This window comes from Stenotrophomonas sp. GL_101 (assembly GCF_057835675.1).
On sequence record NZ_CM174432.1, the window covers coordinates 3,669,381 to 3,694,999 of the forward strand.

The window sequence follows — 25,619 nt, forward strand, 5'->3', positions numbered from 1 at the left end:
CGTCCCCGGCTACATCTGCTTACAACTCTCCTACAAATGTGGAAAGAACCGCTGCGCCGTCATCGCCAAGATGCCCGCATCCTTTCCCCTGTAGAGAATCTGCATGAATTCGATCTGCCTGCTGCTCGCCCTTGCCCCGCTGACCCTGCTGCCGGTGGCCAATGCCGAAGCGGCCTCCCCCGCCGAGGACCGCTGGGGTTTCGATGTGATGGTGGGTGGTGGCGTGGCGCCGCGCTACAGCGGCAGCGAAGACTACACCGCCGTGCCGCAACTGGCCTTTGAGGTGCGTGCACCGGGCGGTTGGTTTCTCGGTAGCAGTGGGCTGGGCTGGGGCACCACCTTCGGTGAGCGCGGCAGCCTGCGCGGTTACGTCGGCGGCAGCGGCAGCCGCCGCGACAAGGACACGCTGCTCGGCGGCTCGGACCATCTTCGCGGCATGGGCGACATCCGCACGCGGTTACTGGTGGGCGTGGATGGCAGTGTCTCGATCGGGCCGACGGTGTTGAGCGCCAGCGTGCAGCATGCGCCCAAGGACAAGGACCGTGGCGACAACGGGCTGGCCACCGGCCACGTGCTGCTGTCGCTGGAGGTGCCGTTGTTCGACCTGGGCGGCGGCACGCTCAGCGCCAGTGTATCCACCGAGTACGGCGATGCCGGCTACGTGCAGACCTGGTACGGGGTGAGCCGCGCCCAGGCCGCGCGCAGCGGCTTCAAGGCCTATGCGCCGTCGGCCGGGCTGACCAGTGCCGGCGTCGGTCTGAAATGGGTGCGCCCGATGAGCGCCAGCAGCAGCCTGTTCATCGGCGTGGAAGGCAGCCGCCTGCTCGGCGACGCGGCCGACAGCCCGATCGTGCAGAAGCAGACGCAGCTGGGTGCGATGAGCGGCTACCAGTACCGCTGGTAAGCGTCCGTCACGCGCAATGAAAACGCCCGGTGGCAGCAGCCACCGGGCGTTCGCGTTCCGCGCGTTGCAGGATCACCCCTTGATGAAGGCCAGCCGGTGGTCGGCGGCGTCGACCTGGATCACATCGCCATTGCTGAACTCGCCGGACAGGATCTTCTGCGCCAACGGGTTCTCCAGCTGGGCCTGGATCGCACGCTTGAGCGGGCGCGCGCCATAGATCGGATCGAAGCCGACATTGCCCAGCAGCTCGAACGCCGCATCGCTGACCTCGATGCGCAGGCCGCGCTCGGCCAGGCGCTTCTCCAGTCCCTGCATCTGGATGCGGGCGATCTGCTTGATCTGCACCTTGTCCAGCGGATGGAACACCACGATGTCGTCCAGCCGGTTGATGAACTCCGGGCGGAAATGCGCCTGCACCACGCCCATCACCGCGGCCTTCATCTGCGTGTAGGCCTCCGGCGTGTCGTCGCCGCTCATGTCCTGGATCTGGTGCGAGCCGAGGTTGGAGGTCATCACGATGACGGTGTTGCGGAAGTCCACCGTGCGGCCCTGGCCATCGGTGAGGCGGCCATCGTCGAGCACCTGCAGCAGGATGTTGAACACATCCGGGTGCGCCTTCTCCACCTCATCGAGCAGGATCAGCGAATACGGGCGACGGCGCACCGCCTCGGTCAGGTAGCCACCTTCTTCGTAGCCGACATAGCCAGGCGGCGCCCCGATCAGGCGCGCGACGCTGTGCTTCTCCATGAACTCGCTCATGTCGATGCGGATCATCGCGTCGCTGCTGTCGAACAGGAATTCGGCCAGGGCCTTGCACAGCTCGGTCTTGCCTACCCCGGTCGGGCCCAGGAACAGGAACGAACCACTCGGGCGATCCGGATCGGACAGCCCGGCGCGCGAACGCCGCACCGCGTCGGACACCACTTTGATCGCCTCCTCCTGGCCGACCACGCGTGCATGCAGCATCTCTTCCATGCGCAACAGCTTGTCGCGTTCGCCTTCCAGCATGCGGTTGACCGGGATACCGGTCCAGCGCGACACCACCTCGGCGATTTCCTCGGCGGTGACCCGGTCCTGGACCAGCTTGAACTCGGTGGTTTCCACTTCCTGCGCAGCAGCCAACTGCTTTTCCAGCTGCGGCAGCTGGCCATACTGGATTTCGCTCATGCGGCCGAAATCCTGCCGGCGCTGCGCCGACTCCAGTTCCAGCCTGGCCTGCTCGATCTGTTCCTTGATCCGGGTCGCGCCCTGCAGCGTGGCCTTCTCCGACTTCCAGATTTCGTTGAGGTCGGAGAACTCGCGTTCCAGCCCGTCGATGTCGGTTTCCAGGTCGGCCAGACGCTGCCGGGAGGCCTCGTCCTTTTCCTTCTTGAGCATTTCGCGCTGGATCTTGAGCTGGATCAACCGGCGTTCCAGGCGGTCCAGTTCTTCGGGCTTGGAGTCGATCTCCATGCGGATGCGCGAAGCCGCCTCGTCCATCAGATCGATGGCCTTGTCGGGCAACTGGCGGTCGGCGATATAGCGGTGCGACAGCGTGGCCGCCGCGACAATGGCCGGGTCGGTGATCTCCACGCCGTGGTGCACGGCATACTTTTCCTTCAACCCGCGCAGGATCGCGATGGTGTCTTCCACGCTCGGCTCGCCCACCAGCACCTTCTGGAAGCGGCGCTCCAGCGCGGCATCCTTCTCGATGTACTTGCGGTACTCATCCAGCGTGGTGGCACCCACGCAGTGCAGCTCGCCACGGGCCAGCGCAGGCTTGAGCATGTTGCCGGCATCCATCGCGCCATCGGCCTTGCCCGCGCCGACCATGGTGTGCAGTTCGTCAATGAACAGGATCACCTGGCCTTCGCTCTTGGACAGGTCGTTGAGCACGCCCTTGAGGCGCTCTTCGAACTCGCCGCGGAACTTGGCGCCAGCGATCAACGCGCCCATGTCCAGCGACAGCACACGCTTGCCGCGCAGGCCTTCGGGCACTTCGTCGTTGATGATGCGCTGGGCCAGGCCCTCGACAATAGCGGTCTTGCCCACGCCGGGCTCGCCGATCAGCACCGGGTTGTTCTTGGTCCGGCGCTGCAGCACCTGGATGGTGCGGCGGATTTCCTCATCGCGGCCGATCACCGGGTCCAGCTTGCCGCTCTCGGCGCGCGCGGTGAGGTCGATGGTGTATTTCTCCAGCGCCTGGCGCTGGTCTTCGGCATTTTCCGACTGCACGCTCTCGCCGCCGCGGATCTTGCCGATGGCCGCGTCGATCTTGCTCTTGTCGGCACCGGCGGCGCGCAGCGCCATGCCCAGCGTGCCACTGTCATCCAGCGCGGCCAGCACGAACCACTCGCTGGCGATGAAGGCATCGCCATGCTGCTGGGCCAGCTTGTCGGTGTTGTTGAGCAGCCGGTTCAGATCGTTGCCGATCGACAGGTTGCCTTCCTGCCCGGACACCTTGGGCAGTGCTTCGAGGGCTTCATTGAGGCGCTCGCGCAGCACCGGCACGTTGACGCCGGCCTGGGCCAGCAGCGGCCGCGTGCTGCCACCCTGCTGGTCGAGCAGCGCGCTGAACACGTGCACCGGTTCGATGATGTTGTGGTCGCGACCCACCGCCAGCGACTGCGCGTCGGCCAGCGCCTGTTGGAAGCGCGAGGTGAGCTTGTCCATCCGCATGGGGAATTCCTCTTTCGTGTAGTGGCCAGCGTGGCTGGCAGATGTAATCGATATGCGGTTGCCGTGCAGTGATTCAAGACAAACCGGCACTGGCGGTACAGGCCACATACTGCACTACTTGCGAATCCTTCTCATTATTATCCAGTGACGGGCGCGGTCCCGGCCGTGCACGACGCTCACGCCCCCTTTTCGCAACCGGACCCGCTGCTGCGCCCACGCGGACTCGGCCGCCAGGACCTGCAGGATCTGGAAACCTTCCTGCAGGCGTTGTAGCGCGCCCGTGGTCAGCCGCGGGTGAGCACCGCACGTATCGCGCGCAGCTGCTTTTTCACCGCCCGCGCCTGCTCGGCATCCATGCGCAGCAGCAGCTTCTGCCCCACCGAGCGCGACTGCAACGCAGGATCGACAAAGCGATAGCGACCGCGCTCATCGCGATCCACCGCCACCGGACGGGACGGCTCCGGTGTCTGCAGCAGGTGGTCGATCACCCCCACCAGCCGATCATTGAAGTACGCGTCGGGCTGTCCCAGTTCCGCATACGCCTGCTGGAGCAAAGGGTAGACGCGCACATAGGCCTTGCCCGCTGCAGCCGCGTCCAACGCGGTGAACGCCGTCACGTAGGGGGCGTAGCGCGCGGCGTTGGCCGCGGCGATGTGCGTCGTGCCCTCCACGGTGTCGACCTGCAGGCTGCCGGGCAGCGCACGCACCGCCATCGCAGGCGTTGGCACGCTGGGCTTGTCGAGATTGTCGATGTGGGTCACCACGCGCTGGACCAGATGGTCGCGCAGCAGCAGTGCCAGTGCACCGTCGCCGTTGAACAGCGCCGCCAGTGCGTCGAACACCGCCCCATCGCTGTCGGCCAGCGTGGGCAGTGCTGGATCGGCCGCATCACGGGGATCGACCGGGTGCTGGATGGAAGGCGGCGCATGAGCCGCAGGGGATGCAGGAACGGGCCGTATCTTCGTGCCCGCACCCTGCGCCGCTGGCGCCTGCACGGGCACCTGTATGTCATCGACAAGACCGCGCAGGGTGTCGCTGAACAACCACGCCCCCGCACTGCCGATCACCACCACGCCGAGCACCCAAGGCCAGATCGCCTTTCCACTGTTCTGCATGTTGCGGTACCTCGCTTTTCACCTGCATGGACAACGTGTGACCCGCGCATCTGCCCGGGGTTCCCTACGCACCTTCGGTAAAGCGTGGTGCGTGCTGACACCACATCATTCCGCATGCGCGATGAACCGCTGCTCCCTTTGCGGGATTCCTGCACGATGAACACGATCCGATCACATCCGCTTTGCATCTGCACGCCGATGCTGTGCCTTGGCCTGCCGGAGCACCGCGATGCACTATGAGCTTTACTACTGGACCGGTATCCAGGGCCGTGGCGAGTTCATCCGCCTGGCCCTGGAAGATGCCGGCGCGAACTACACCGATATGGCACGCGTGCACGGCGATGCGGTGATGCAGCCGTTTCTGGACGGCAAGGCCGACGGCCTGCGCCCTTTCGCGCCCCCCTTCCTGAAAGTCGGCCGGCAGGTGATCGCGCAGGTCGGTGCGATCCTGGACCACCTCGGCCCGGAACTCGGGCTGGTGCCCGGTGCCGCCTCACGCAGGCATCAGGCGCTGCAGCTGCAGCTGACCCTCGCCGACCTGGTCGCGGAGGTACACGACACCCACCACCCCATTGCGGCCTCGCAGTATTACGAAGACCAGAAACGGGAAGCGAAGGCACGGGCCGACGCGATGCGCGCCGAGCGGCTGCCGAAATTTCTCGGCTACTTCGAAGACGTACTCAAGGCCAACGGCGAGCGCCATCCGCTGCGCGAGCATTCCTACGTGGATCTCTCGCTGTTCCAGGTAGTGAGCGGGTTGGACTACATGTTCCCACGGCGGATGCAGGCGTTGTGGCCGAAGCTGCCGCTGCTGCGCGCGCTCAAGGACCGGGTGGAGCGGCGGCCGAACATCGCCGCCTACCTGGCCTCCGACCGCCGTTTGGCCTTCAACACCAACGGCATCTTCCGCCACTACCCGGAACTGGACGGCGTCCGGTAGATCACGACCGTTGGTCGTGATCCACGCGGCCCTGCTTCTGCAAAGAGAGCAGCGCCAGCAACCCGGCCAACGCCACATACGCACCGGCAAACTGCCACATGATGATCTTCGGCAGGCCCTGCAGGTCCCACGGCAGGTAGATGCCGCCGCGCGGGTCCACCGAATGGATCAGCCCGAACAGGGTCAGCGCCGCCGCCACCAGCAACACACCAGAGGCACGCAGCAGCTTGCCGTCGATCATCGCCACCACCGCGGCAATCCACAGCATCGAGGTGATGATGAAGCCGTTGCCCAAGGTGAAGATCACCGCAAGCTCCGGCAGGCCATGGCCGTCGAGCGTAGTGGTCATCGCCGCCAGCTGCTCCGGGGCGATCCAGCCCGGTGCCTTGATCGCCAGCAGGTAGGCCACCGACGGCAGGAAGCCCAGCACCATCGCCCCGGCATGCTCGCGCGGAGTGGCCTGGAAGGCCTGGGTGGTGATGTCGATGGCCACGTACACGATGATCGGCGCCAGCACCGCCAACGGCAGCCACTGCACCAGCCCGGAGATCACCCCGAGCATGCCGCCGATGCCCACGAACAGGCCGGTCAGCAGCGTGTAGCCGCTGCGCGCGCCCATGTGCTTGTAGGCGGGTTGGCCGATGTACGGCGTGGTCTGCGCGACGCCGCCGCACAGCCCGGCCACCAGCGTGGCCACCGCTTCCACCAGCAGGATGTCACGGGTGCGGTAGTCGTCACCGGCCGCGCGCGCGCTCTCGGAGACGTTGATCCCGCCCACCACCATCAGCAGGCCGAACGGCAGCAGCAACGGCAGGTAGGTGATCGCCGTCGGCAAGCCCTCGATGAAGCCCAGCGTCGGCCACGGCAGCACCACCTGCGGCGGCGTCCATACCGGCACGTGGAAGCCCGGCGCGCCCAGCCCGGCCAGGCCCAGCCCGTAATACAGGGCGGTGCCGAACACGAACGCCACCAGCACCCCCGGCGCACGGATCGGCAGCTTGCGCTTGGCGATCAGCACGTACAGCAGCAGGCCCAGGGTAACGAAGCCGACGATCGGCGAGCGCAGGGTTTCCAGCAGCGGCAGGAAGCCCATCAGCACGATCGCGATGCCGGCGATGGAGCCCAGCAGCGACGCACGCGGCAGCGCGCGGGTGACCGCTTCGCCGAAGAACGACAGGATGATCTTGAGCACGCCCATGATCACCAGCGAGGCCATGCCCAGCTGCCAGGTGGCAATGGCCGCATCGTGCGGGGCCAGCCCCTGCGCCTTGAAGGCCAGGAAGGCCGGGCCGAGCACCAGCAGCGCCATGCCGATGCTGGTCGGCGCATCCAGGCCGAGCGGCATCGCGGTAACGTCATCGCGGCCGGTGCGCGCGGCCAGCCGCCGCGCCATCCAGGTGTAGAGCACGTTGCCGACCAGCACGCCGAAGGCGGTGCCCGGGAACATCCGCCCGAACACCATGTCGGCCGGGAACTGGAAGATGCCGACCAGCGCCATCGCGATGAAGCCGAGGATCGACAGGTTGTCGACCACCAGGCCGAAGAAGCCGTTGAAATCGCCGGCGACGAACCAGCGGGGGCGTCCGGACGGGACAGGAGCGGAGGCGGACATGCGCGGGCACTGCCATGGGGTGGGGGTAGCCGATGGTAGGGCCAGAGCGCTCCCAGTAACAGGCATGCGAATGGAACGACGGGGCGCAAACGGCGTACCGACCAACGGTCGGCACCTACCGGACGGGGATGATCTCCGGTAGGTCGCCACCGTTGGTGGTGACGCCTCAGGGCTTGTTGAGGAAATTGTTCGCCAGCAGGTCGCGCACATCCCCCACCCGCCCGCTCAGCAACGCCTTGGCCGCATACAGCGCGGTGCCCGCCACCTGCTTGGCCTCCACCTGCGGGGGCATCACCAGCTCGGTCGGGCTGGTGTGCACATCCAACAGCGCTGGGCCGGGGTGGCCCAGGAAATCCTTGACCGCCTGCTCCAGGTCCTCGGAGCGGGTGACGGTACGGCCGTAGAACCCGATCACCTCAGCCAGGCGGCCGAAATCGGGGTTCTTCAGGTCGGTGTAGTTGTCCAGCAGGCCTTCGACCTTCTGCTCCAGCTCGACGAAGTTCAGCGAGCTGTTGTTGTAGACCACCACCTTGATCGGCAGATCCTCCTGGATCGCGGTCAACAGGTCGCCCAGCAGCATGGCGATGCCCCCATCCCCGGACAGCGAGATCACCTGCCGCCCCGGATACGCCTTCTGCAGGCCCAGCGCCTGCGGCATCGCGTTGGCCATCGTGCCGTGCAGCAGGCTGGTCAGGGTGCGGCGGCGGCCGTTGCTGCGGATATGCCGCAGGATCCACACCATCGGCGAGCCGCCGTCGGCCGTGAACAGCGCATCATCGCTGGCATGGCGGTCGATCAGCGCGGTCAGGTGCTGCGGGTGGATCAACGTGCCCTCGCCCGGCTTCTCTTCCTCGGCACGCCTGGCCAGTGCCTTGTCGCGGTGGCCGATGCATTCGTCCAGGAAGCTGCGGTCGTCGCGCTCGGGCAACAGCGGCAGCAACGCCTGCAACGTCGGGCCGATGTCGCCGACCACGCCCAGGTCGACCGGATGGCGACGGCCCAGGTGGCTGCCATCGTGGTCCACCTGGATGATCGTGGCCTTGTCCGGGTAGTACTGGCCCCAGGCAAAATCGGCGCCGAGCAGCAGCAAGGTGTCGCAGGCCATCAGCGTGTGGTACCCGGACTCGATCCCGAAGATGCCGGTCATGCCCATGTTGTACGGGTTGTCGTGCTCGACGAAATCCTTGGCCCGCGAGGTATGCGCGATCGGCGCCTGCAGCCGCGCGCCCAGCGCCACCAGTGCATCGTGCGCGTGCTCGCAGCCGGCCCCGGCGTAGATGCCGATGCGCTTGCCCTGCCCGATCAACGCGGCGATGCGCTGCAGTTCGTCATCGCTGGGGCGCAGCACCGGCTGGGTGTAGTGCACTGAAAACGGCACATCGTGCTTGACCTCGGCCTCGCTGATGTCCGCCGGCAGGATCACCACCGCCACCCCGCGCCGGCTGATCGCCGCCTGGCAGGCCAACGCCACCACCCGGCGCGCCTGCTCGGGGCTGTGCACCTGCTCGCAGAACACGCTGCAGCTGGCGTATACCGCTTTGAAATCCACCTCCTGCGGAAACTCCATGCCCAGCTCGGCGGTCACCACCTGGCTGGCGATCAGCACCATCGGCGCGCGGTTGCGGTTGGTCTCGAACACCCCGTTGATGAAGTGCAGCCCACCCGGCCCGCACGAACCGGCGCAGGCGGTCAGCCGCCCGCTGATCAGCGATTCGGCGCCAGCAGCGAACGCGGCCACTTCCTCATGGCGCATGTGCACCCACTCGATCTCGCTGTGGTGGATGGCATCGGTGACGTAGTTGAGGGTGTCGCCGACGATGCCGTAACAATGACGGACGCCAGCAGCCTGCAGGGTTTCAACCACGATCTCGGCAACGCGCTTGCTCATGACGGACCTTCCAGAACGGGGGAAGCTCCAGCCTAGCCATGCGCAGGTGACACCGATGTGCGAATCCCGTGATCACCGGATCCGCGCGTCAGCGGCCACTCAGAACGAGACTTCCACCGCCTGCTGCGCCCACAGCACCGACTGGTGGCCGGTGGCCTGCTTCCACGCCAGCCGGATCGCTTCGATGTCGGCACGGCGCTGCGGGGTGTTTTCGTGCAGCACCACCAGCACCTTGGTGCGCAGGCGGTTGGGCTCGGCCGCGCCGCGGAACAGCCACTGTCCGTAGGCGTCGAACACGGTCAGGCCGTCCGGGAAACGCGGGGTGACCTGCTTGTCCAGGAACGCGCGCCATTGTTCTTCGCTGATCGCATCGGTCTGCTTGCGCTCGGAGGCGCCGCTTTCCTCGCCCACGCCGAAGTACAGCTCGCTGCGCACCCAGCCGGCGGCGGCATCCGGGCGCGCAGCATCGCCCTGCAGGGTCGCGGTGGCCGTGGCCGGCGGGGGCGACCTGGCTGCAGGGGCGGCAGTGGCACAACCGCTGGCGGCCAGCACCAGGGCGATCAGAACGGCGTAGGACTTCATCGACAGACTCCGGAAAACGGGTGGATCAAGGGGTGAGAAGCGTGCAGGACATCCGGTTCCCGCGCTGATGACCAGCGGTTATCTGCTGATGCCAGCTCGCGATGGGACTTGCATCACAACAGCCATCACGCCAAGATAATATATCGCTTCATCCGGATAGATGTAACTGAAACTATCCCTCCTCCCCCGTTCTGCCCCCCCCCGTCGTCCTGCTGGAGTCCGCATGTCCCGTCCGTCCGCGTCGCGCCTTGGCCTTGCCATCGCGCTGGTCCTCGCTTCCCCCCTGCTCACCCAGGATGCCTCTGCGCAGGACGCGCCCGGCTCGGCCACCACGCTGGACACCGTGATCGTCACCGGCACCCGCGCGGTGGACCGCACCGTGCTGGAGTCGACCTCGCCGGTGGATGTGCTCACCGCCGAGGACATCCGCAAGGCCGGCGTGGTCAATGGTGAACTGGGCAGCGCGCTGCAGGCGCTGTTGCCCTCGTTCAACTTCCCGCGCCAGTCCAACTCCGGCGGCGCCGACCACATCCGCGCCGCACAGCTGCGCGGACTGTCGCCGGACCAGGTGCTGGTGCTGGTGAACGGCAAGCGCCGCCACAGCAGCGCGCTGGTCAACACCGACAGCAAGATCGGCAAGGGCACCACCCCGGTCGACTTCAACGCGATTCCGGTCAGCGCGATCAAGCGCATCGAAGTGCTGCGCGACGGCGCCGGCGCGCTGTACGGCTCGGACGCGGTGGCGGGCGTGATCAACGTGATCCTGGATGACGCCCCGGAAGGCGGCGCGTTTGAAGCCAGCTTCGGTGCCAACCATACCAACCTCAAGCCGATCGACCGCACCCTCACCGACGGCCAGACCAGCTATGCCAGCGCCAAGGTCGGCACGCGGCTGGGCGAGGACGGCGGCTTCCTGCGCGTGGGCCTGGAGCTGAAAAACCACGAAGGCACCAACCGCGCCGGCTTCGACCAGATTCCGCCGTGGGACCAGAGCGACACCAACCTGGCGCTGCAGGGCCAGCGCAACTACGTGCTGGGCGACGGCAAGACCCGCGATCTGAACGCCTGGATCAACAGCGAGCTGCCGTTCGGCGAAACCTCCAAGTTCTATTTCTTCAGCACCTTCAACCAGCGCGACAGCGAAGGCGCCAACTACTTCCGCTACCCCGACAGCGATGCCAACTGGGCGCAGGTGTATCCCAACGGTTACCGTCCCATTTCCGAAGGTGAGAACCGCGACGTGCAGGCCGTGGCCGGCGCCAAGGGCCAGTGGGGCGAGTGGAACTACGATGCCAGCCTGGATTACGGCACCAACTCGTTCACCTACCGCCTGCGCGACTCGCTCAACGCCTCGCTCGGCCCGACCAGCCCGACCCGCTTCAAGACCGGCGATTATCAGAACGAACTGACCGTGGCCAACCTTGACCTGGGCCGCGTGTTCACCCAGGGCGAGAACACCACCCACAGCCTCGGCCTGGGCCTGGAAGCGCGCCGCGACCACTACCAGACCCGCCCGGGCGACCCAAGCAGCTACGCTGCCGGCCCGTTCACCGATCGCCCGACCGGCTCGCAGGCCGGCGGCGGCCTGACTCCGCAGGATGCCACCTCGCTGTCGCGCGATGTCGCCAGCGCGTACGCCAGCCTGTCCAGCCAGTTCGGCGAGCACTTCTCCAGCGATCTGGCCGCGCGCTACGAGCACAGCGATGATTTCGGTGGCGAGCTCACCGGCAAGCTCGGCCTGCGCTACGAATTCACCCCGGCGTTCGCGCTGCGCGGCGCGATCTCCAACAACTTCCGCGCGCCGTCGCTGGCCCAGATTGGGTACGAATCCACCTCCACCGGCTACAACGCCGCCGGCCAGCTGGTGCAGGGGCGCGTGTTGTCGGTGAACAATCCCATCGCACGCGGGCTGGGCGCCGCCGAGCTGAAGCCGGAAAAGTCGCTCAACACCAGCCTGGGCTTCACCAGCCGCATCGGCTCGCACTTCGATCTGTCGCTGGACTTCTTCCAGATCGACATCGACGACCGCATCGCGTTGTCGGAAAGCATCACCGGCGATGCGCTCACCGACTATGTGCAGCAGCAGTTCGGCGTGGCCGGCCTGCAGAGCGCCAGCTTCTTCGTCAATGCCGCCGACACCCGCACCCGCGGTGCCGAGCTGGTGACCAACTGGCGGCAATCGCTGGGCAATGGCGAACTGCTGTTGACCGGCACCTACGCCTATACCAAGACCACGCTGAAGAACGTACTGGCCACCCCGCCCGGGTTGCTCGCGCTGGACCCGGACTATGTTCTGTTCGGCGTGGAGGAAACCAACACCCTCACCGACGCCACCCCACGCACGCGTGGTTCGCTGGCGGCGAGCTGGAACAACGACCACTGGTCGCTGAGCAGCCGGGTCAACCGCTACGGCAGCGTCACCCGCGTGTTCAATTTCGGTGACGGCTACATTCCGCGCCAGACCTATGGCGCCGAATGGCAGCTGGATGCCGAAGTGGAGTTCAAGATCACCCCGCAATGGGCGGTGGCCATAGGCGGGCAGAACCTGACCGACAACTATTCCGATCCTTCCAACGAAGACATCCATTACTTCGGCAACCTGCCCTATGACGTGCTGTCGCCGATCGGCAGCAACGGGGCGTATTACTACGGGCGCGTACGCTATACGTTCTGATTGACGCCGTTACGTTCTGATTGACGCCGTAGAGCCGACCGTTGGTCGGCTGCACCGAACAGCGGCCGACCAAACCGAACAGCAGCCGACCAACGGTCGGCTCTACGGGTACCCGTTACCGGCCCCATGACCTGACGATCACACCATCGCTGGCATGTTGGTGGGCATGGCCAACGACCTCCCCCCACGTCCGCCGCCGCCGTTGCTGGACGATGCCTGCGCGTTGTTCCTCGACGTGGACGGCACCCTCATCGAATTCGAACGCGACCCCGATGCGGTCACCCTGCTGCCGGAAGTGCGCGAGGCGATCGGCCGCATCAGCGATCGACTGGAAGGCGCCGTCGCGCTGATCAGTGGCCGCCCGCTCGCCCAGCTCGATGCCCTGTTCGCTCCCCTGCACCTGCCTGCCGCAGGCCTGCATGGACATGAGCTGCGCCGTGCCGACGGCCACCTCGACAACCCCGTCGACAGTGCCGATACCGGCGCGTGGCTGCATGCCGTGCACCAGCAGGCGATGCGCTTCGCGCACGGCCACCCCGGCGTGCTGGTGGAAGACAAGGGGCGCAGCCTGGCACTGCACTGGCGCGGCGCACCGCATGCCGCCACCGAGGTCCGCGCATTCGCCGACCGGCACATCCGCGGCAACGCCGGCTACCGCCTGCAACCGGGCGACCATGTGGTCGAGTTCGTGCCCGAGGGCAGCGACAAGGGCCGCGCATTGCAGCACCTCATGCAGCACCCGCCCTTCCGCGGGCGCCTGCCGGTATTCCTGGGCGACGACCTGACCGACGAATTCGGCTTCCACGCCGCCGATGCACTGCATGGCTGGAGCGTGCTGGTCGGCACGCGCAGCCCCAGCAGCGCCGTGTTCGCCCTGCCGGACATCCGCAGCGTGCATGCCTGGCTGCAGGAAAACGCCTACTGAGCATTGTCATCGACGGCAACACGCCACGTCTGTCGCGTGCCTGCCATCGCGCTCCCCACCGATGCCGCACCCTGCCCTGTCGGCAGCCGCGCGGCCCGAACGAGATGTAGCAGACCCATGAAAGAAAGCGATCTGAATCTTGGCGTGGTCGGCAACGGCAGCTTCGGCGCCTTGATCGACCAGAATGCCCGCGTCGTCTGGAGTTGCCTGCCCACCTTCGACGGCGACCCCACCTTCTGTGCACTGCTCAGCCCCAACCAGCAGGAAGGCGGCGATTTCGCCATCGAACTGGAAGACCTGGAGCGCAGCGAGCAGAGCTACCTCACCAACACCGCCATCCTCCGCACGGTGCTGCACGACAAGCACGGCGGCGCGCTGGAGATCATCGACTTCGCGCCGCGCTGGCGCCAGAACGATCGCTTCTACCGCCCGGTCAGCCTGATCCGCCAGGTGCGGCCATTGACCGGCAACCCGCGCATCATCGTGCGTGCGCGTCCATTGGCCGACTGGGGCGCGCGCGTACCCGATGCCACCTGGGGCAGCAACCACATCCGCTGGGTGCTGCCCAACCACGTGCTGCGCCTGACTACCGACGTGCCGCTGCGCATGGTCCGCGATGGCCTGCCGTTCGTCCTCAGCCACCCGGTGCACCTGGTACTGGGCGTGGATGAATCGCTGAACCGCACGCTCAGCGGCTACGTACAGGAAGCTTTCCAGCGCACCGGCGACTACTGGCGCGAATGGGTGCGCTACCTGTCCATTCCGCTGGAATGGCAGGCGGCGGTGATCCGCAGCGCGATCACCCTGAAGCTGTGCCAGTACGAGGACAGCGGCGCGATCATCGCCGCGATGACCACCTCCATCCCCGAGGCCCCCGGCAGCATCCGCAACTGGGATTACCGCTACTGCTGGCTGCGCGATGCCGCGTTCGTGGTGCGCACGCTCAACCGGCTCGGCGCCACCCGCAGCATGGAGCAGTTCCTCGGCTACATCTTCAACCTGGCCACCACCGACGGTGTGCTGCAGCCGCTGTATGGCATCGGCTTCGAGACCCGGCTGGAAGAAACCGAAGTGGCCTCGCTGTCCGGCTACCGGGGCATGGGCCCGGTGCGCCGGGGCAACCTGGCCTGGGTACAGCGCCAGCACGATGTGTACGGCAGCGTGGTGCTGGCCTCCACCCAGCTGTTCTTCGACCAGCGCCTGCAGGACCCCGGCGACGCGCACACGTTCGCGCGGCTGGAACCGCTCGGCGAGCAGGCCTTCGCCCTGCATGACGTGCCCGATGCCGGGTTGTGGGAATTCCGCGGCCGCACCGAGGTGCACACCTACACCAGCGCGATGTGCTGGGCCGCCTGCGACCGCCTATGCAAGATCGCCGTGCGGCTGCGGCTCGACGACCGCGCCACCTACTGGCGCGAGCGTGCCGACACCATCCATGGCCGCATCCTCGAGCAGGCGTGGAGCGGCGATCTCGGCCACTTCACCGATACCTTCGGCGGCCACCGGCTGGATGCCTCGTTGCTGCTGCTGGCCGACATCGGCTTCATCGAGGCGACCGACGCGCGCTTCGTGGCCACCGTCGAGGCGATCGGGCGCGATCTCAAGCATGGCAATGCGCTGTACCGCTACGTGGCGCCGGATGACTTCGGCGAGCCGGAAACCAGCTTCACCATCTGCACCTTCTGGTACATCGATGCGCTCGCCGCGATCGGCCGCATGGACGAAGCCCGCGAGATGTTCGAGATGCTGCTCGAACGCCGCAACCCGCTCGGGCTGTTGTCCGAAGACCTCGCCTTCGACAATGGCGAGGCCTGGGGCAACTTCCCGCAGACGTACTCGCATGTGGGCCTGATCACCGCGGCGATGCGCCTGTCGCGCAGCTGGCAGGAAGCCTCATGAGCCGCCTCGTGGTTGTCTCCAACCGCGTCGCCGTGCCGGGCGAATCCCACGCCGGCGGGCTGGCGGTGGGGCTGCTGGCCGCGCTCAAGGAACGCGGCGGCATGTGGTTCGGCTGGAGCGGCAAATCCGTGCGCGATTCCAGCGGCACGCTGCACGAGCAGACCGAAGGCGACATCCGCTACGTCACCATGGACCTGGCCAAGCGCGACGTCGACGGCTACTACAACGGCTTTGCCAACCGCACGCTGTGGCCGCTGCTGCACTTCCGCCTGGACCTGGTGGACTACGACCGCGCCACCCGCGAAACCTATCGCCGGGTCAATGCGCTGTTTGCCGAGAAGCTGGCCCCGCTGCTGCGCGAAGACGACATCGTGTGGATCCACGATTACCACCTGATCCCGCTGGCCTCGCTGCTGCGCGAGCGCGGCATCGGCTGCCGGATCGGTTTCTTCCTGCATGTCCCGATGCCCTCGGCCGACCTGCTGCAGGCCATGCCCGACCACCTGCGCCTGTTCTCCAGCCTGTATGCCTACGACCTGGTGGGGTTCCAGACCCAGCGCGATGCCGACCGCTTCCAATCCTACGTACGCCTGTTCGGCGGCGGCCGGGTGCTGGCCGATGGCATGCTTGAAGCGCCCGGCGGGCGCCAGTTCCGCGCGGCCGCCTTCCCGATCGGCATCGATACCGGGCACATCGAACGCCAGGCCAAGGCCGGCGCCAACAAGCCGGCCGTGCGCGACCTGCGCAACAGCCTGCGCGACCGGCAACTAGCGATCGGGGTGGACCGGCTGGACTACTCCAAGGGCCTGCCCGAACGCTTCCAGGGCTTCGAACGTTACCTGGAGCGCCATCCCGACCAGCGCGGCAGCCTCACCTACCTGCAGATCGCGCCGGTCTCGCGCGGCGACGTCACCGAGTACCGGCAGCTGCGCAGCCAGCTGGAACAGATCGCCGGCCACATCAACGGCGGCCACGCCGCACCGGACTGGACCCCGCTGCGTTACGTCAACCAGAACTTCACCCATGCCACCCTGACCGGTTTCTATCGTGCCGCCGCCGTGGGCCTGGTGACGCCGCTGCGCGACGGCATGAACCTGGTCGCCAAGGAGTACGTGGCCTCGCAGGATCCGGACAATCCCGGCGTGCTGGTGCTGTCGCTGCTGGCCGGCGCCGCCGACGAACTCAAGCAAGCACTGCTGGTCAATCCGCACGACCTGGACGGTGTCGCCGACGCCATCGCCACCGCCGCGACCATGCCGCTGCGCAAACGCATCGAGCGCTGGCAGGCGATGATGGAACACCTGCGCACGCACGACATCAACCACTGGCGGCAGACTTACCTGCAGGCCCTGGAAGGCTGAAACGGCGCAGCGCAGCGGATCGCGCCACGGCACGCGCACCCGACGTCGCATTCGGCACGAATCAGTGACGGATGAAACGATCCTGCGACACCACCCCCGACGCGGCTTCAGCTGTCGCAATCTGCTCGCTGCAGACGAGAATCCGCGCTGCCTCAAGTCGTTACGTCGATAGACGACGTAAATGCCTACGTTGAGGACCTGAAACAAACGCGACCTCCCTGCGATATTTCATTTCGCATTGACGCTGACTTACCAAAGTGACGCCCCCAGCAGCCCATGCATATCGCACGGGCCGGTTGCTGCACCGCGCGGTGCACGACCTTTCCAAGGGGATTGATGGCATGTCAGCGTTCGACCGTTTCATCGAAGATGCCGCCGTACGGCTGGAGCTGGGGTTTCGCGCACGCAGCGTGGTCGGGGTACTGGTGAGCTGGATCGCATCGCATCCGCTGGGGCTGGACGGCCTGGAGCAGCAGTTCGAGCAGGCCGGGCTGGGCACCCGCTTCCGCTCCTGGCAGCGACCGGCCGCGCCACCCCTGCCGATCATCGCCAGCGAGCTGGAGCGCGCCATCGGTACCCACGCGCTTACCGCGCTGGCGCGCAAGGCGGTGCTGCCACCCGGCACGTTCCGCGTGATGGCCTGCAGCCTGCTACCCGGACTGATCGGCCTGATGACGCCACCGGGCACGCTGGCCGCACAGGGCCTGCTCGCCCCTACCCGGCGCAACGCTCGCCTGCAGCGGCTGCGCATGACCGGGGCGGTGCCCTCGCGGGCCATGCACGGGCTGGCCCTGCGCAGCATGCTGTGGTTGCTGGGAGGCATGGCGCTGCTCACGCTGGGGGCCTGGCTGCACGTGAAGATGCGCACCCCGCTGTGGGTGGCCCCTACGCTGATTGAACAGAGCGATGCACGGCTGACCCTACGCCAGTACGGTACGCGGGTGGTGGTGGAAGGGCAGTTGCCCACCGAATCGGATCGCCGCAGGATCTGGAACGCGCTGGCCAGCGTGTACGGCCATGCCCACGTGCGTGACGACATCCGGCTGCAGCACGGTACGCGGCCGCCACGCTGGCTTGACCGCCTGGCCACCCGGCTGCCGCAGCTGCAGGGCGACGGCCTGGTGCTGGCCCTGGAGGGCAACCGCCTGCAGGTCGATACCACCGCCATGGAAGCGTCGCAGCGGCTGGCGGTGTCGCGCCTGTTGCGCCGGGATTTCGCCGACCTGCACACCACCGGCCTGTGGGGACCGGGCCTGGCCGCGCTGGCCCAGCTTCCCGACCACGCCGACGCCGTGCAACTGGTCGACGCGCTCAACCAGACCACCCTGACATTCGCCCCCGGCTCGGCCGGCCTCCGCAACGACTCGGCCGACACCCTCCTCGCGATCGCCGCGGCGCTGCAGGCCGCGCCTCAGGGCCTGGTGCTGGAGGTCGGTACGCACACCGACAGCGTCGGCACGGCAGCCACCAACCTGGCGCTGAGCCAGCAACGCGCCGAGGCCGTCCGCGACGCGCTCCAGGCCCACGGCGTGGCGGCAACGATGCTGAAGCCGGTCGGCCATGGCCAGGAGCAACCGGTAGCCGACAACCGCAGCGATGCCGGTCGCGCGCGCAATCGGCGCATCGTCTACAGCGTGGCACCCCCGCTGGCCCCGCAGCGCCGGCCAGAGGCCCTGGCGCTGGGCCAGCGGCGCTGAGCGGGGCGGCTCAGTCCAGGAAGCGGGCGGCCTGCGCCGGATCGGGCAGGTAACACTGGTCATGGCGCCCGAACCAGCGGTAGCGGTTGCGGGCCAGCGCCAGGTACGCACGGTCGCGCAGCCCGGCCGGAATCACCCGCAGCACGCCCAGCGCGCGCCAGCCGCCGCCCAGTCCCTGCAGCACGCGCAGGATCGCATCGGTATCGGTCCAGGCCCGGCCGTCCTGGATCAACAGGAACGAGGATGGGTCATCCGGATTCAAGCCATGCTGCGCCAGCAGCGCGCGACCGTGGCTGCCCTGCATCGCCGCGAACCGATAGCCGATTCGATGGTCGAAACGCAGCAGGAAGCGCACCCACTGATTGCACAGCGCGCACACGCCATCGAACACGATCACCGGCGCATCGGGGCCCGAATCGGGGGTGGCATCGGTGCGGGCGTTGGCGCGGTGCATGCGTTCAGGGCGCGATCCAGGCCAGCGTCGCCATGCGGCCGCTGCGGCGGTCGCGCCGGTGCGAATAGAAGCGCTGCGGCTCGGCGATGCTGCACCAGCGGCCCCCGCTCACCTGTGCCGGCTCCACCCCGACACTGTGCAGGCGGCGGCGTGCCAGCGCATACAGATCCACCGTCCAGTGGCCGGCGCGGGTCGCCACGAAGGCCGCCTCGGCCGCGGCGTCACGATCGACGAACGCGGCGAACACGTCTTCGCCCACCTCGTAATGGGCCGGCCCGGCGGCCGGGCCCAGCCACGCCTGCAGCTGTCCGGCCGGGGTGTGCATTGCCGCGACGGTCGCCTCCAGCATGCCATCGGCCAAGCCGCGCCAGCCCGCGTGCGCGGCCGCCACTTCACTGCCGTCGCGCGCGGCAAACACCACCGGCAGGCAGTCGGCGGTGAGGATCGCCAGTACCACGCCCGGTACCGAGGTCACCGCCGCATCGGCGGTCGGTTCCACCTCCACGCCCACCGCCGCCGGGGGAGCGTGCATGCGCAACACGGTGGTGCCGTGCACCTGGCGCAGCCAATGCGGTGCCGAGGGCAGCGCCAGCCCGGCCTGGAGCAGGTCGCGGTTGTGCTGCACCTGCACCGGGTCGTCGCCGTCGGCGGCGTAGCGGTTGCCCATGTTGAACTGGTCGAACGGCGGCGCCGAACCACCGGCGCCGAAGCGCAGGGTGGTGAGCGCATGCACCCGCGCCGGGGCCGGCCACTCCGCATCCAGCACCGGTACGGACGCGGCCATCAGCGGCGACCGCGCTCCAGCTCGGCAAAGCGTTTGCTGTCTTCGCGCAGCGCCTGCAGCAGGGCCAGCATGTCCGCCGGCGGCGGGGCGCTGTTGCTGATCGTTTCACCGGTGATCGGATGCACGAATTCCAGCGTTTCAGCGTGCAGGGCCTGGCGCTTGAAGCCACGCAGCTGCGCGACCAGTTCGTCGGTGGCGCCCTTGGGCAACTTCAACGCACCGCCGTACAGCTGGTCGCCGATGATCGCGTGGCGCAGGTGCGCCATGTGCACGCGGATCTGGTGAGTGCGCCCGGTTTCCAGCCGGCACTCCAGCGCGGTGTGCGCACGGAAGCGCTCGCGCAGCCGGTAATGGGTGATCGCATCCTTGCCGTCTTCGCGCACGGCCATGCGCACGCGGTCGCGCGGATGGCGGTCGATCGCCGCATCGGCGGTGCCGCCCGATACCAGCGCCCCCACCACGATCGCCAGGTACTGGCGGTGCACTTCCCGTGCCGACAGCTGCTCCACCAGCGCGGTCTGCGCCTGGATCGTGCGGGCGATCACCATGACGCCACTGGTGTCCTTGTCCAGCCGGTGCACGATGCCCGCGCGCGGCAGCACCGACAGCGACGGGTCGCGGAACAGCAGCGCATTGACCAGGGTACCGGTCGGATTGCCCGCACCGGGGTGGACCACCAGCCCGACCGGCTTGTTGATGACGAACACATGCTCGTCCTCGTACAGCACCTCCAGCGGGATGTCCTCCGGCTCGGCGTGGGTCTGGGTGTCGAGCACGACATGCAGGCTGGCCACCTCGCCACCGCGCACCGGGTCGCGCCCGCGCACCGTCTGGCCGTCCAGCAGGACGTCCCCGGACTTGATCCACTCGGTCAGCCGGGAACGTGAAAATTCAGGGAACAGCTCGGCCAGCACGGCGTCGAAGCGCCGGCCAGCGGCGGTATCGGGCACGATGGCCTGGCGGGGGGATTCGGATTCAGAAGCGTTATCAGACATGGCAAAAGCACCGCAAGGAGACAAATTTGGGGTCCGGTCGACCAGTTTCAGTCGCGGGACAGGCCACTAGGCTATCATCGACCCCTCGTATTCCAGCCGCGTCCCGCCCTGACCCCATGATCCGACGCTCTTCTTTGCTGTCCGCGCCCGTTCGCACCGCCGTCCTGATGCTGGTTCTGGCCCTCGTCGCCACCGGCTGCCACCGCGGCGCCAAGGGTGACAACCCGGACGAAGGCCAGCCGGTTGAAAAGCTCTACGAGAAAAGCCACGGCCTGATGGAGGGGGGCAACTGGAGCGGTGCCGAAGGCAGCTTCCGCCGCCTGATCGCCCAGTACCCGTATGGCCCCTACACCGAGCAGGCGATGATCGAAACCGCCTACGCCCAGTACAAGGCCGGCAAGCACGATGACGCGGTGTCCAGCATCGACCGCTTCATCCGTACCTACCCGACCCACCGCAACATCGCCTACCTGTACTACCTGCGTGGCCTGTCCAACGGCAACCGCAACACGGTGTTCCTGCGCCGGGTGTGGTCGCTGGACCCGAGCCGCCGCGACCTGTCCACCCCGCACCAGGCCTACGCCGACTTCAACATCGTCGTCGATCGCTACCCCAACAGCCGTTACGCCGCCGATGCGCGCCAGCGCATGCTGGAACTGCGCGACGTATTCGCCCAGCACGAGCTGGACAATGCCCTGTACTACCTGCGCCGCCAGGCCTGGGTGTCCGCTGCCGGCCGCGCCAACTTCCTGCTGGAAACCTACCCGCAGAGCGCCTTCCAGTACGACGCCGTGGCCACCCTGGGCGAGGCCTACACCCACCTGGGCAACAAAACCCTGGCCGACGATGCCCGCCGCGTGCTTGAGCTCAACCAGCCCGAGCACCCGTGGCTGCAGGGCAAGTGGCCGAAGTACCCGTGGATGGTGCGCAAGCTGAACCCGTTCGCCGGCGAGAAGTCCGCCAGCACCGGCCAGCGCAACGCGAAGCTGGAACGCAAGTAATGAACAGGCCCCGCAAGGGGCCTTTTCATTGCAGGGTACTGGCCGATACGCCGGTCACCCCAAGGGCCCCACACGGGGCCTTTTTCATGCCTCTGACCCGTCCTGAATTGAGTTGACACCTTTTCCCACAGGAAGAGGAATGTTCAATGAATTCAACAATCAGGCGCAGCCAGCGGGATTACTCGCTGGCCTTCAAGTTGTCGGTGGTGGACCAGGTCGAGCGTGGGGAGCTGACCTACAAGCAGGCCCAGGAGCGCTACGGAATCCAAGGACGGAGCACCGTGCTGTCGTGGCTTCGGCGACATGGTCGGCAAGACTGGTCAGGTGGGGCATCATCTGCCCCCATGACCACAGCTCCCAAGTCCGGAACGGCCAAGCCGCTGACACCGGAACAACAGATCAAAGTCCTGCAGGTTCAGCTGCGGGAGGCGACCGAGAAGGCGCAGCTTTTCGAGGCCATCGTGGATGTGCTCAAGGAAGACTACGGGGTGCGCATCGTAAAAAAGGTTCATCGCGGAATACCGGGGAACGCTGCACGGATTTTCAGGAAGAAGTACTCCTGATCCCGATAGCCGTAGGCCCGGCGTTTGATGACCTTGATGGTGTTGTTGATGCCTTCGACGATGCTGGTATTGAGGCGGTGTCGGCAACGCGACACGATCCCATGCAGATAGGCTTTGAGCCGTTGTGCAAACAGCGCCAAGGCGGCGATTCCGCTGCGCTGGGCCTGCTCCAGCCACTGGTTCCAAGCCTTCCTGGCCCATCCGGGATGGCGGTAAAACCACAGTCGCTTGAGCTCATCGCGCATCAGATAGGTGGTGAGGAGCGGTTGATTTGCTTCCAGCAGCTCATCCAGCCGCACCGTCTGATGCCGGTCCAGGTTGCTGCGATTGCGCAGTAGCAGCCATCGGCTGGATTTGATGACACGGCGCGCAGGCTTGTCGTGCCGGAGCTTGTTGGCCTGGTCCACGCGAACCCGGTCGATCACTTCGCGACCGTACTTGGCCACCACATGGAACAAGTCGAAGACGATCTCGGCATTGGGACAGTTGGCCCGGATCTCCACTTCATAGGCCGTCGTCATGTCGATCGCCACGGCGCGCAATTGCTCGGAAACGCCCGGGGGAAGCTGCTCAAAAAAGGCACGCGCCGTATCGCGGGAGCGCCCGTTGCCCAGCCAAAGTACCTGGCGACTGATCGGATCCACCACGACCGTTGCATAGCGGTGACCCTTGTGCAGCGCAAATTCGTCCATCGCCAGGTAGTGGATCTGGCTCCAGTCCGGGGCTTGGACAGACTCACGCAACAAGGCTTTATCCAGTGCCTTGACCGTATGCCAGCCCAACTGGAAAAAGCGTGCCACGGCCAGGATATTGCTGGATACCAGCAACTGGCTGACCGCTTCGGCCAGCCGGTCAGTGACCCGCTGGTAGCGGCCAAGCCAGCTCAACTTCTCCAGGCGCGGCCCAGCGCACTGGGGGCACCAGACGCGCCGTCGCGGCACCACCAGCGCAACGCGCAATGCCATCAGGGGCAGATCGCGTACCCGGCGCACCGTCGTCTCGTGCACTTGCCGGCATCGGCTCCCGCAGTGCTCGCAATGCATCGTGCGGGCCGTGGGTTTGAGGTAGATAGTGACGGTCCGGCTGTCGCCTTCCGGCCAGGCGATCCGCTCCACCCGGTAGCCTTCCCAGCCACCCAGCCTCTCAATCGTCTTCCGATCCAGCATGACCTGACCCCTGAGGCCCTGATTTCAGGCTTCAAGGGTAACGGGAGCCGGCAAAAGCTCCACGCTAATCCGCGATGAACCGTAAAAAAGCCTTCCGGCAAGTCCTCACGCAAAGGCGCCTCCAAGGCGTAAGCGTGGCAAGGGCTTGCCGGCATTTTGGTATCAGTCGCCAAGCGTACTATCAGGCAGGCCATCGTCAGCAGCGGCAATTGGCCGACGGTGCTCGGGCGCTCGCGCTGGTAGGTGGCTATCGAGCGCGCCAGCCGCGCATCGGCACGCGCAAGCTGCATCATCTGATTGGACCGACGCTTCAAGCATCGGGAGTGGCAATGGGGCGCGACCGTCTGTTTGGCGTCCTTCGTGATGCCCGGCTGCTGGTCCCCATGCGGCGGGCGTACCACAAGACGACCGACAGCCATCACCGCTTCCGGCGGCACCCCAATCTTCTCAAGCCCGGCGAAGGGCGCGTGGTACCGACCGGCAGTGAGCAGGTCTGGGTAGCCGACATTACCTACCTGCCCACGCAGGGGAAATTTGTATACCTGAGCCTGATTACCGATGTGTGGTCGCGCAGGATCGTGGGCTGGAGCGTGCACGACACCCTGCAGACCGAACAGGTCGCCCAAGCACTGCAGATGGCGCTGAAGGAACGAAAAACGCGGCAGCAGCTGATCCATCACTCCGACCGGGGTATCCAGTACTGCTCGGACTACTACCAGAAGATCCACGCCAGGCATGGGGTGACCTGCTCGATGACCGATGGCTACGACTGCTACCAGAATGCGCTGGCCGAACGGGTCAATGGAATTTTGAAGGGCGAGTTCCTGCTGCACCGGCCTCGGGACCTGCTGCAGGCACGCCAGATGGTCGCCGAGTCGGTGGGGATCTATAACGCCGAGCGGCCGCACCTGTCGCTTAAAATGCAAACGCCCGATGCGGTGCATCGGGCGTCTCTGGCCGCCTGACGGCGGCCAGATCATCCGCCACAGGTGTCAACCTATGGCAGGACGGGTCACTCGCCCACTTCCCGGCGGGCATAGGAATCGGCCGAAACCGCCCCTGCTGTGACCGCCATCGCGGCCTTTCACGGCAGCCTGCATACAGACTTCGGCGCACGAAGCAGGTCCCTCCGGCCTGCACAGGTGCCCTCATGCCACTGCCCTCCCCGCGTCGTCGCAGCCCTACCCTGCTCGCCCTCAGCCTGTCGCTGTGCGCCCTTCCGGCCCTGGCCCAGCAGTCCGGCCAGCTGGTGTCGGCCCAGCCCTTTCATGCCGACTGGCTGCCCGTCGAGGCCGCCCAGGTCTACAAGGTCAGCTATGGCACCCGCAACCTGCACCAGCAACCGGCGCTGAGCACCGGCCTGGTGTTCCTGCCTGCTGGCCCGGCCCCGGCCGGTGGCTGGCCCGTGGTGTCCTGGGCCCACGGCACCCAGGGCATCGCCGACCACTGCGCACCCTCGGTGTCCGGCCCGTTCCAGCCGGCCCGTGATGCGGCCTACCTGGGCCAGTACCTGCAGCACGGCTACGCCATCGTCGCCTCGGACTTCCAGGGCATGGGCTCCCCCGGCGAGCACGCCTACCTGCACGGCCCCAGCGTGGCCCACAACATCGTGGACCTGGTCAGCGCCGGGCAGCAGCTCAACGCGCGCCTGCCCGCCACCCAGCAGCTCTCCCCGCGCTGGGTGTCGGTGGGGCATTCGCAGGGCGCCGGCGCGGCGGTCTATGCCGCGAGCGTGGCCTCGGCGCTGGGCGGGCCGGCGCTGGACTTCCGTGGCGCGGTGGGCACCGGCACGCCCGCCTGGGTCAACCTGACCACCCGTGGACTCGGCCCGGGCTCCACCCAGCAGCTGGGTGCGGGGGTCAACGCCTACATGAGCTACCTGATCAACGGCCTGCTCCAGGCCGAGCCGCGCATCGACGGCCTGCTCACCGACCTGGGCCGGCAGCGCCTGGCGATGGCCCGGCAGCTGTGCCTGGCCGACCTCACCCGGGAACTGGACGGCGCCACCCTCGCCGAGTACTTCCACACCCCGCTGAGCGCCATCCCCGGCATCGGCCAGACCCTGGACGACTACCTGGGCATGCCGCTGCGCGGATTCGACCAGCCGCTCCTGCTCGCGCACGGCTCACGCGATACCGATGTCAGCTATGTCGGCACGCTGCTGTATGCACTGGTACTGGCCATCCATCGGCAGCCGGTCGCCTTCCGCAGCTATCCGGTCACCCATGCGCAGACCATGCAGGCGGCCAGTGCCGATGCGCTGGCGTTCGTCGACGCGCGCTTTGGCACGACCCCGGCCCATCGCGCGCCGGGCTGGAACGTCAGCGCTGCCGACATCGCCGCCGCCACGGACGGCATCGATGACCTGCCCGAAGAGGTGCTGCGCTGAGACCGGCCGCCA

At 67.0% G+C, this 25,619-nt stretch carries 18 protein-coding genes and 2 pseudogenes; 11 read left to right on the plus strand and 9 right to left on the minus strand.

Annotation, left to right across the window (positions count from 1 at the left end):
* The first annotated feature begins 103 nt into the window (after positions 1-103).
* On the plus strand, positions 104-904 hold the full coding sequence (locus tag AC3IR9_RS16205; protein WP_489291969.1) for a MipA/OmpV family protein: 801 nt from the start codon (positions 104-106) through the stop codon (positions 902-904).
* A 72-nt stretch (positions 905-976) separates the two neighbouring features.
* Here AC3IR9_RS16205 and clpB read toward each other — a convergent pair whose 3' ends face one another.
* Together clpB and AC3IR9_RS16215 are read right to left on the minus strand one after the other, a co-directional pair.
* Positions 977-3,562, minus strand: coding sequence for an ATP-dependent chaperone ClpB (gene clpB, locus AC3IR9_RS16210; RefSeq protein WP_489291970.1), 2,586 nt, complete (start codon positions 3,560-3,562; stop codon positions 977-979).
* Between the two features lie 284 nt (positions 3,563-3,846).
* Positions 3,847-4,677, minus strand: a complete 831-nt coding sequence (locus AC3IR9_RS16215; RefSeq protein WP_489291972.1) for a DUF3014 domain-containing protein — start codon at positions 4,675-4,677, stop codon at positions 3,847-3,849.
* 229 nt (positions 4,678-4,906) lie between these two features.
* Between AC3IR9_RS16215 and AC3IR9_RS16220 the strand changes: the two genes are divergently transcribed.
* Positions 4,907-5,617, plus strand: coding sequence for a glutathione S-transferase (locus AC3IR9_RS16220; protein WP_489291973.1), 711 nt, complete (start codon positions 4,907-4,909; stop codon positions 5,615-5,617).
* 1 nt (position 5,618) lies between these two features.
* Here AC3IR9_RS16220 and AC3IR9_RS16225 read toward each other — a convergent pair whose 3' ends face one another.
* The 3 genes from AC3IR9_RS16225 to AC3IR9_RS16235 all read right to left on the minus strand — a co-directional run bounded on the left by AC3IR9_RS16225 (position 5,619) and on the right by AC3IR9_RS16235 (position 9,699).
* The gene (locus tag AC3IR9_RS16225) at positions 5,619-7,229 is read right to left on the minus strand and encodes a SulP family inorganic anion transporter (RefSeq protein ID WP_489291975.1); all 1,611 of its coding nucleotides are present in this window, start codon (positions 7,227-7,229) and stop codon (positions 5,619-5,621) included.
* Positions 7,230-7,395: 166 nt separating this feature from the next.
* Positions 7,396-9,117, minus strand: coding sequence for a thiamine pyrophosphate-dependent enzyme (locus AC3IR9_RS16230; protein WP_489291977.1), 1,722 nt, complete (start codon positions 9,115-9,117; stop codon positions 7,396-7,398).
* 99 nt (positions 9,118-9,216) lie between these two features.
* A complete protein-coding gene (locus AC3IR9_RS16235) occupies positions 9,217-9,699 on the minus strand; it encodes a DUF3574 domain-containing protein (RefSeq protein WP_489291979.1) in 483 nt (160 codons plus the stop codon).
* Positions 9,700-9,922: 223 nt separating this feature from the next.
* Here AC3IR9_RS16235 and AC3IR9_RS16240 point away from each other — a divergent pair, with 223 nt between their 5' ends.
* The 5 genes from AC3IR9_RS16240 (at position 9,923) to AC3IR9_RS16260 (ending at position 18,255) form a co-directional block, all read left to right on the plus strand.
* Positions 9,923-12,373 (plus strand): TonB-dependent receptor plug domain-containing protein, encoded by a 2,451-nt coding sequence (locus AC3IR9_RS16240; RefSeq protein WP_489291981.1) that lies wholly within the window; start codon positions 9,923-9,925, stop codon positions 12,371-12,373.
* A 166-nt stretch (positions 12,374-12,539) separates the two neighbouring features.
* A complete protein-coding gene (gene otsB, locus AC3IR9_RS16245) occupies positions 12,540-13,298 on the plus strand; it encodes a trehalose-phosphatase (protein ID WP_489291983.1) in 759 nt (252 codons plus the stop codon).
* Positions 13,299-13,415: 117 nt separating this feature from the next.
* Positions 13,416-15,197 carry a glycoside hydrolase family 15 protein gene (locus tag AC3IR9_RS16250; RefSeq protein ID WP_489291984.1) on the plus strand — a complete coding sequence of 594 codons (1,782 nt, stop codon included), beginning with the start codon at positions 13,416-13,418 and terminating at the stop codon, positions 15,195-15,197.
* The gene (gene otsA / locus AC3IR9_RS16255) at positions 15,194-16,558 is read left to right on the plus strand and encodes an alpha,alpha-trehalose-phosphate synthase (UDP-forming) (protein ID WP_489291985.1); all 1,365 of its coding nucleotides are present in this window, start codon (positions 15,194-15,196) and stop codon (positions 16,556-16,558) included. Before AC3IR9_RS16250 ends, otsA begins: the two co-directional genes overlap by 4 nt.
* A gap of 341 nt (positions 16,559-16,899) precedes the next feature.
* Positions 16,900-18,255 carry an OmpA family protein gene (locus AC3IR9_RS16260; RefSeq protein ID WP_489291986.1) on the plus strand — a complete coding sequence of 452 codons (1,356 nt, stop codon included), beginning with the start codon at positions 16,900-16,902 and terminating at the stop codon, positions 18,253-18,255.
* Between the two features lie 10 nt (positions 18,256-18,265).
* Here AC3IR9_RS16260 and AC3IR9_RS16265 read toward each other — a convergent pair whose 3' ends face one another.
* The 3 genes from AC3IR9_RS16265 to rluD are packed head-to-tail and all read right to left on the minus strand — an operon-like array spanning position 18,266 to position 20,488.
* On the minus strand, positions 18,266-18,709 hold the full coding sequence (locus AC3IR9_RS16265; protein WP_489291987.1) for a thiol-disulfide oxidoreductase DCC family protein: 444 nt from the start codon (positions 18,707-18,709) through the stop codon (positions 18,266-18,268).
* 4 nt (positions 18,710-18,713) lie between these two features.
* Positions 18,714-19,493, minus strand: a complete 780-nt coding sequence (pgeF, locus tag AC3IR9_RS16270; protein ID WP_489291988.1) for a peptidoglycan editing factor PgeF — start codon at positions 19,491-19,493, stop codon at positions 18,714-18,716.
* The gene (rluD, locus tag AC3IR9_RS16275) at positions 19,493-20,488 is read right to left on the minus strand and encodes a 23S rRNA pseudouridine(1911/1915/1917) synthase RluD (protein ID WP_489291989.1); all 996 of its coding nucleotides are present in this window, start codon (positions 20,486-20,488) and stop codon (positions 19,493-19,495) included. Before rluD ends, pgeF begins: the two co-directional genes overlap by 1 nt.
* 116 nt (positions 20,489-20,604) lie before the next feature.
* Between rluD and AC3IR9_RS16280 the strand changes: the two genes are divergently transcribed.
* Complete coding sequence (locus tag AC3IR9_RS16280) at positions 20,605-21,489, plus strand: outer membrane protein assembly factor BamD (protein WP_489291991.1); 885 nt, start codon at positions 20,605-20,607, stop codon at positions 21,487-21,489.
* Between the two features lie 146 nt (positions 21,490-21,635).
* Positions 21,636-22,010, plus strand: a pseudogene (locus AC3IR9_RS16285) (IS3 family transposase); the annotation flags it as partial.
* On the opposite strand, the gene AC3IR9_RS16290 reads toward AC3IR9_RS16285, so the two are convergent.
* Positions 21,998-23,218 carry an ISL3 family transposase gene (locus AC3IR9_RS16290; protein WP_489291085.1) on the minus strand — a complete coding sequence of 407 codons (1,221 nt, stop codon included), beginning with the start codon at positions 23,216-23,218 and terminating at the stop codon, positions 21,998-22,000. The pseudogene AC3IR9_RS16285 and the gene AC3IR9_RS16290 overlap by 13 nt on opposite strands.
* 83 nt (positions 23,219-23,301) lie before the next feature.
* On the opposite strand from AC3IR9_RS16290, the pseudogene AC3IR9_RS16295 reads away from it, so the two are divergent.
* A pseudogene (locus AC3IR9_RS16295) lies at positions 23,302-24,183 on the plus strand (IS3 family transposase); the annotation flags it as partial.
* A gap of 185 nt (positions 24,184-24,368) precedes the next feature.
* The gene (locus AC3IR9_RS16300) at positions 24,369-25,607 is read left to right on the plus strand and encodes a lipase family protein (RefSeq protein WP_489291993.1); all 1,239 of its coding nucleotides are present in this window, start codon (positions 24,369-24,371) and stop codon (positions 25,605-25,607) included.
* The last annotated feature ends 12 nt before the right edge of the window (positions 25,608-25,619 follow it).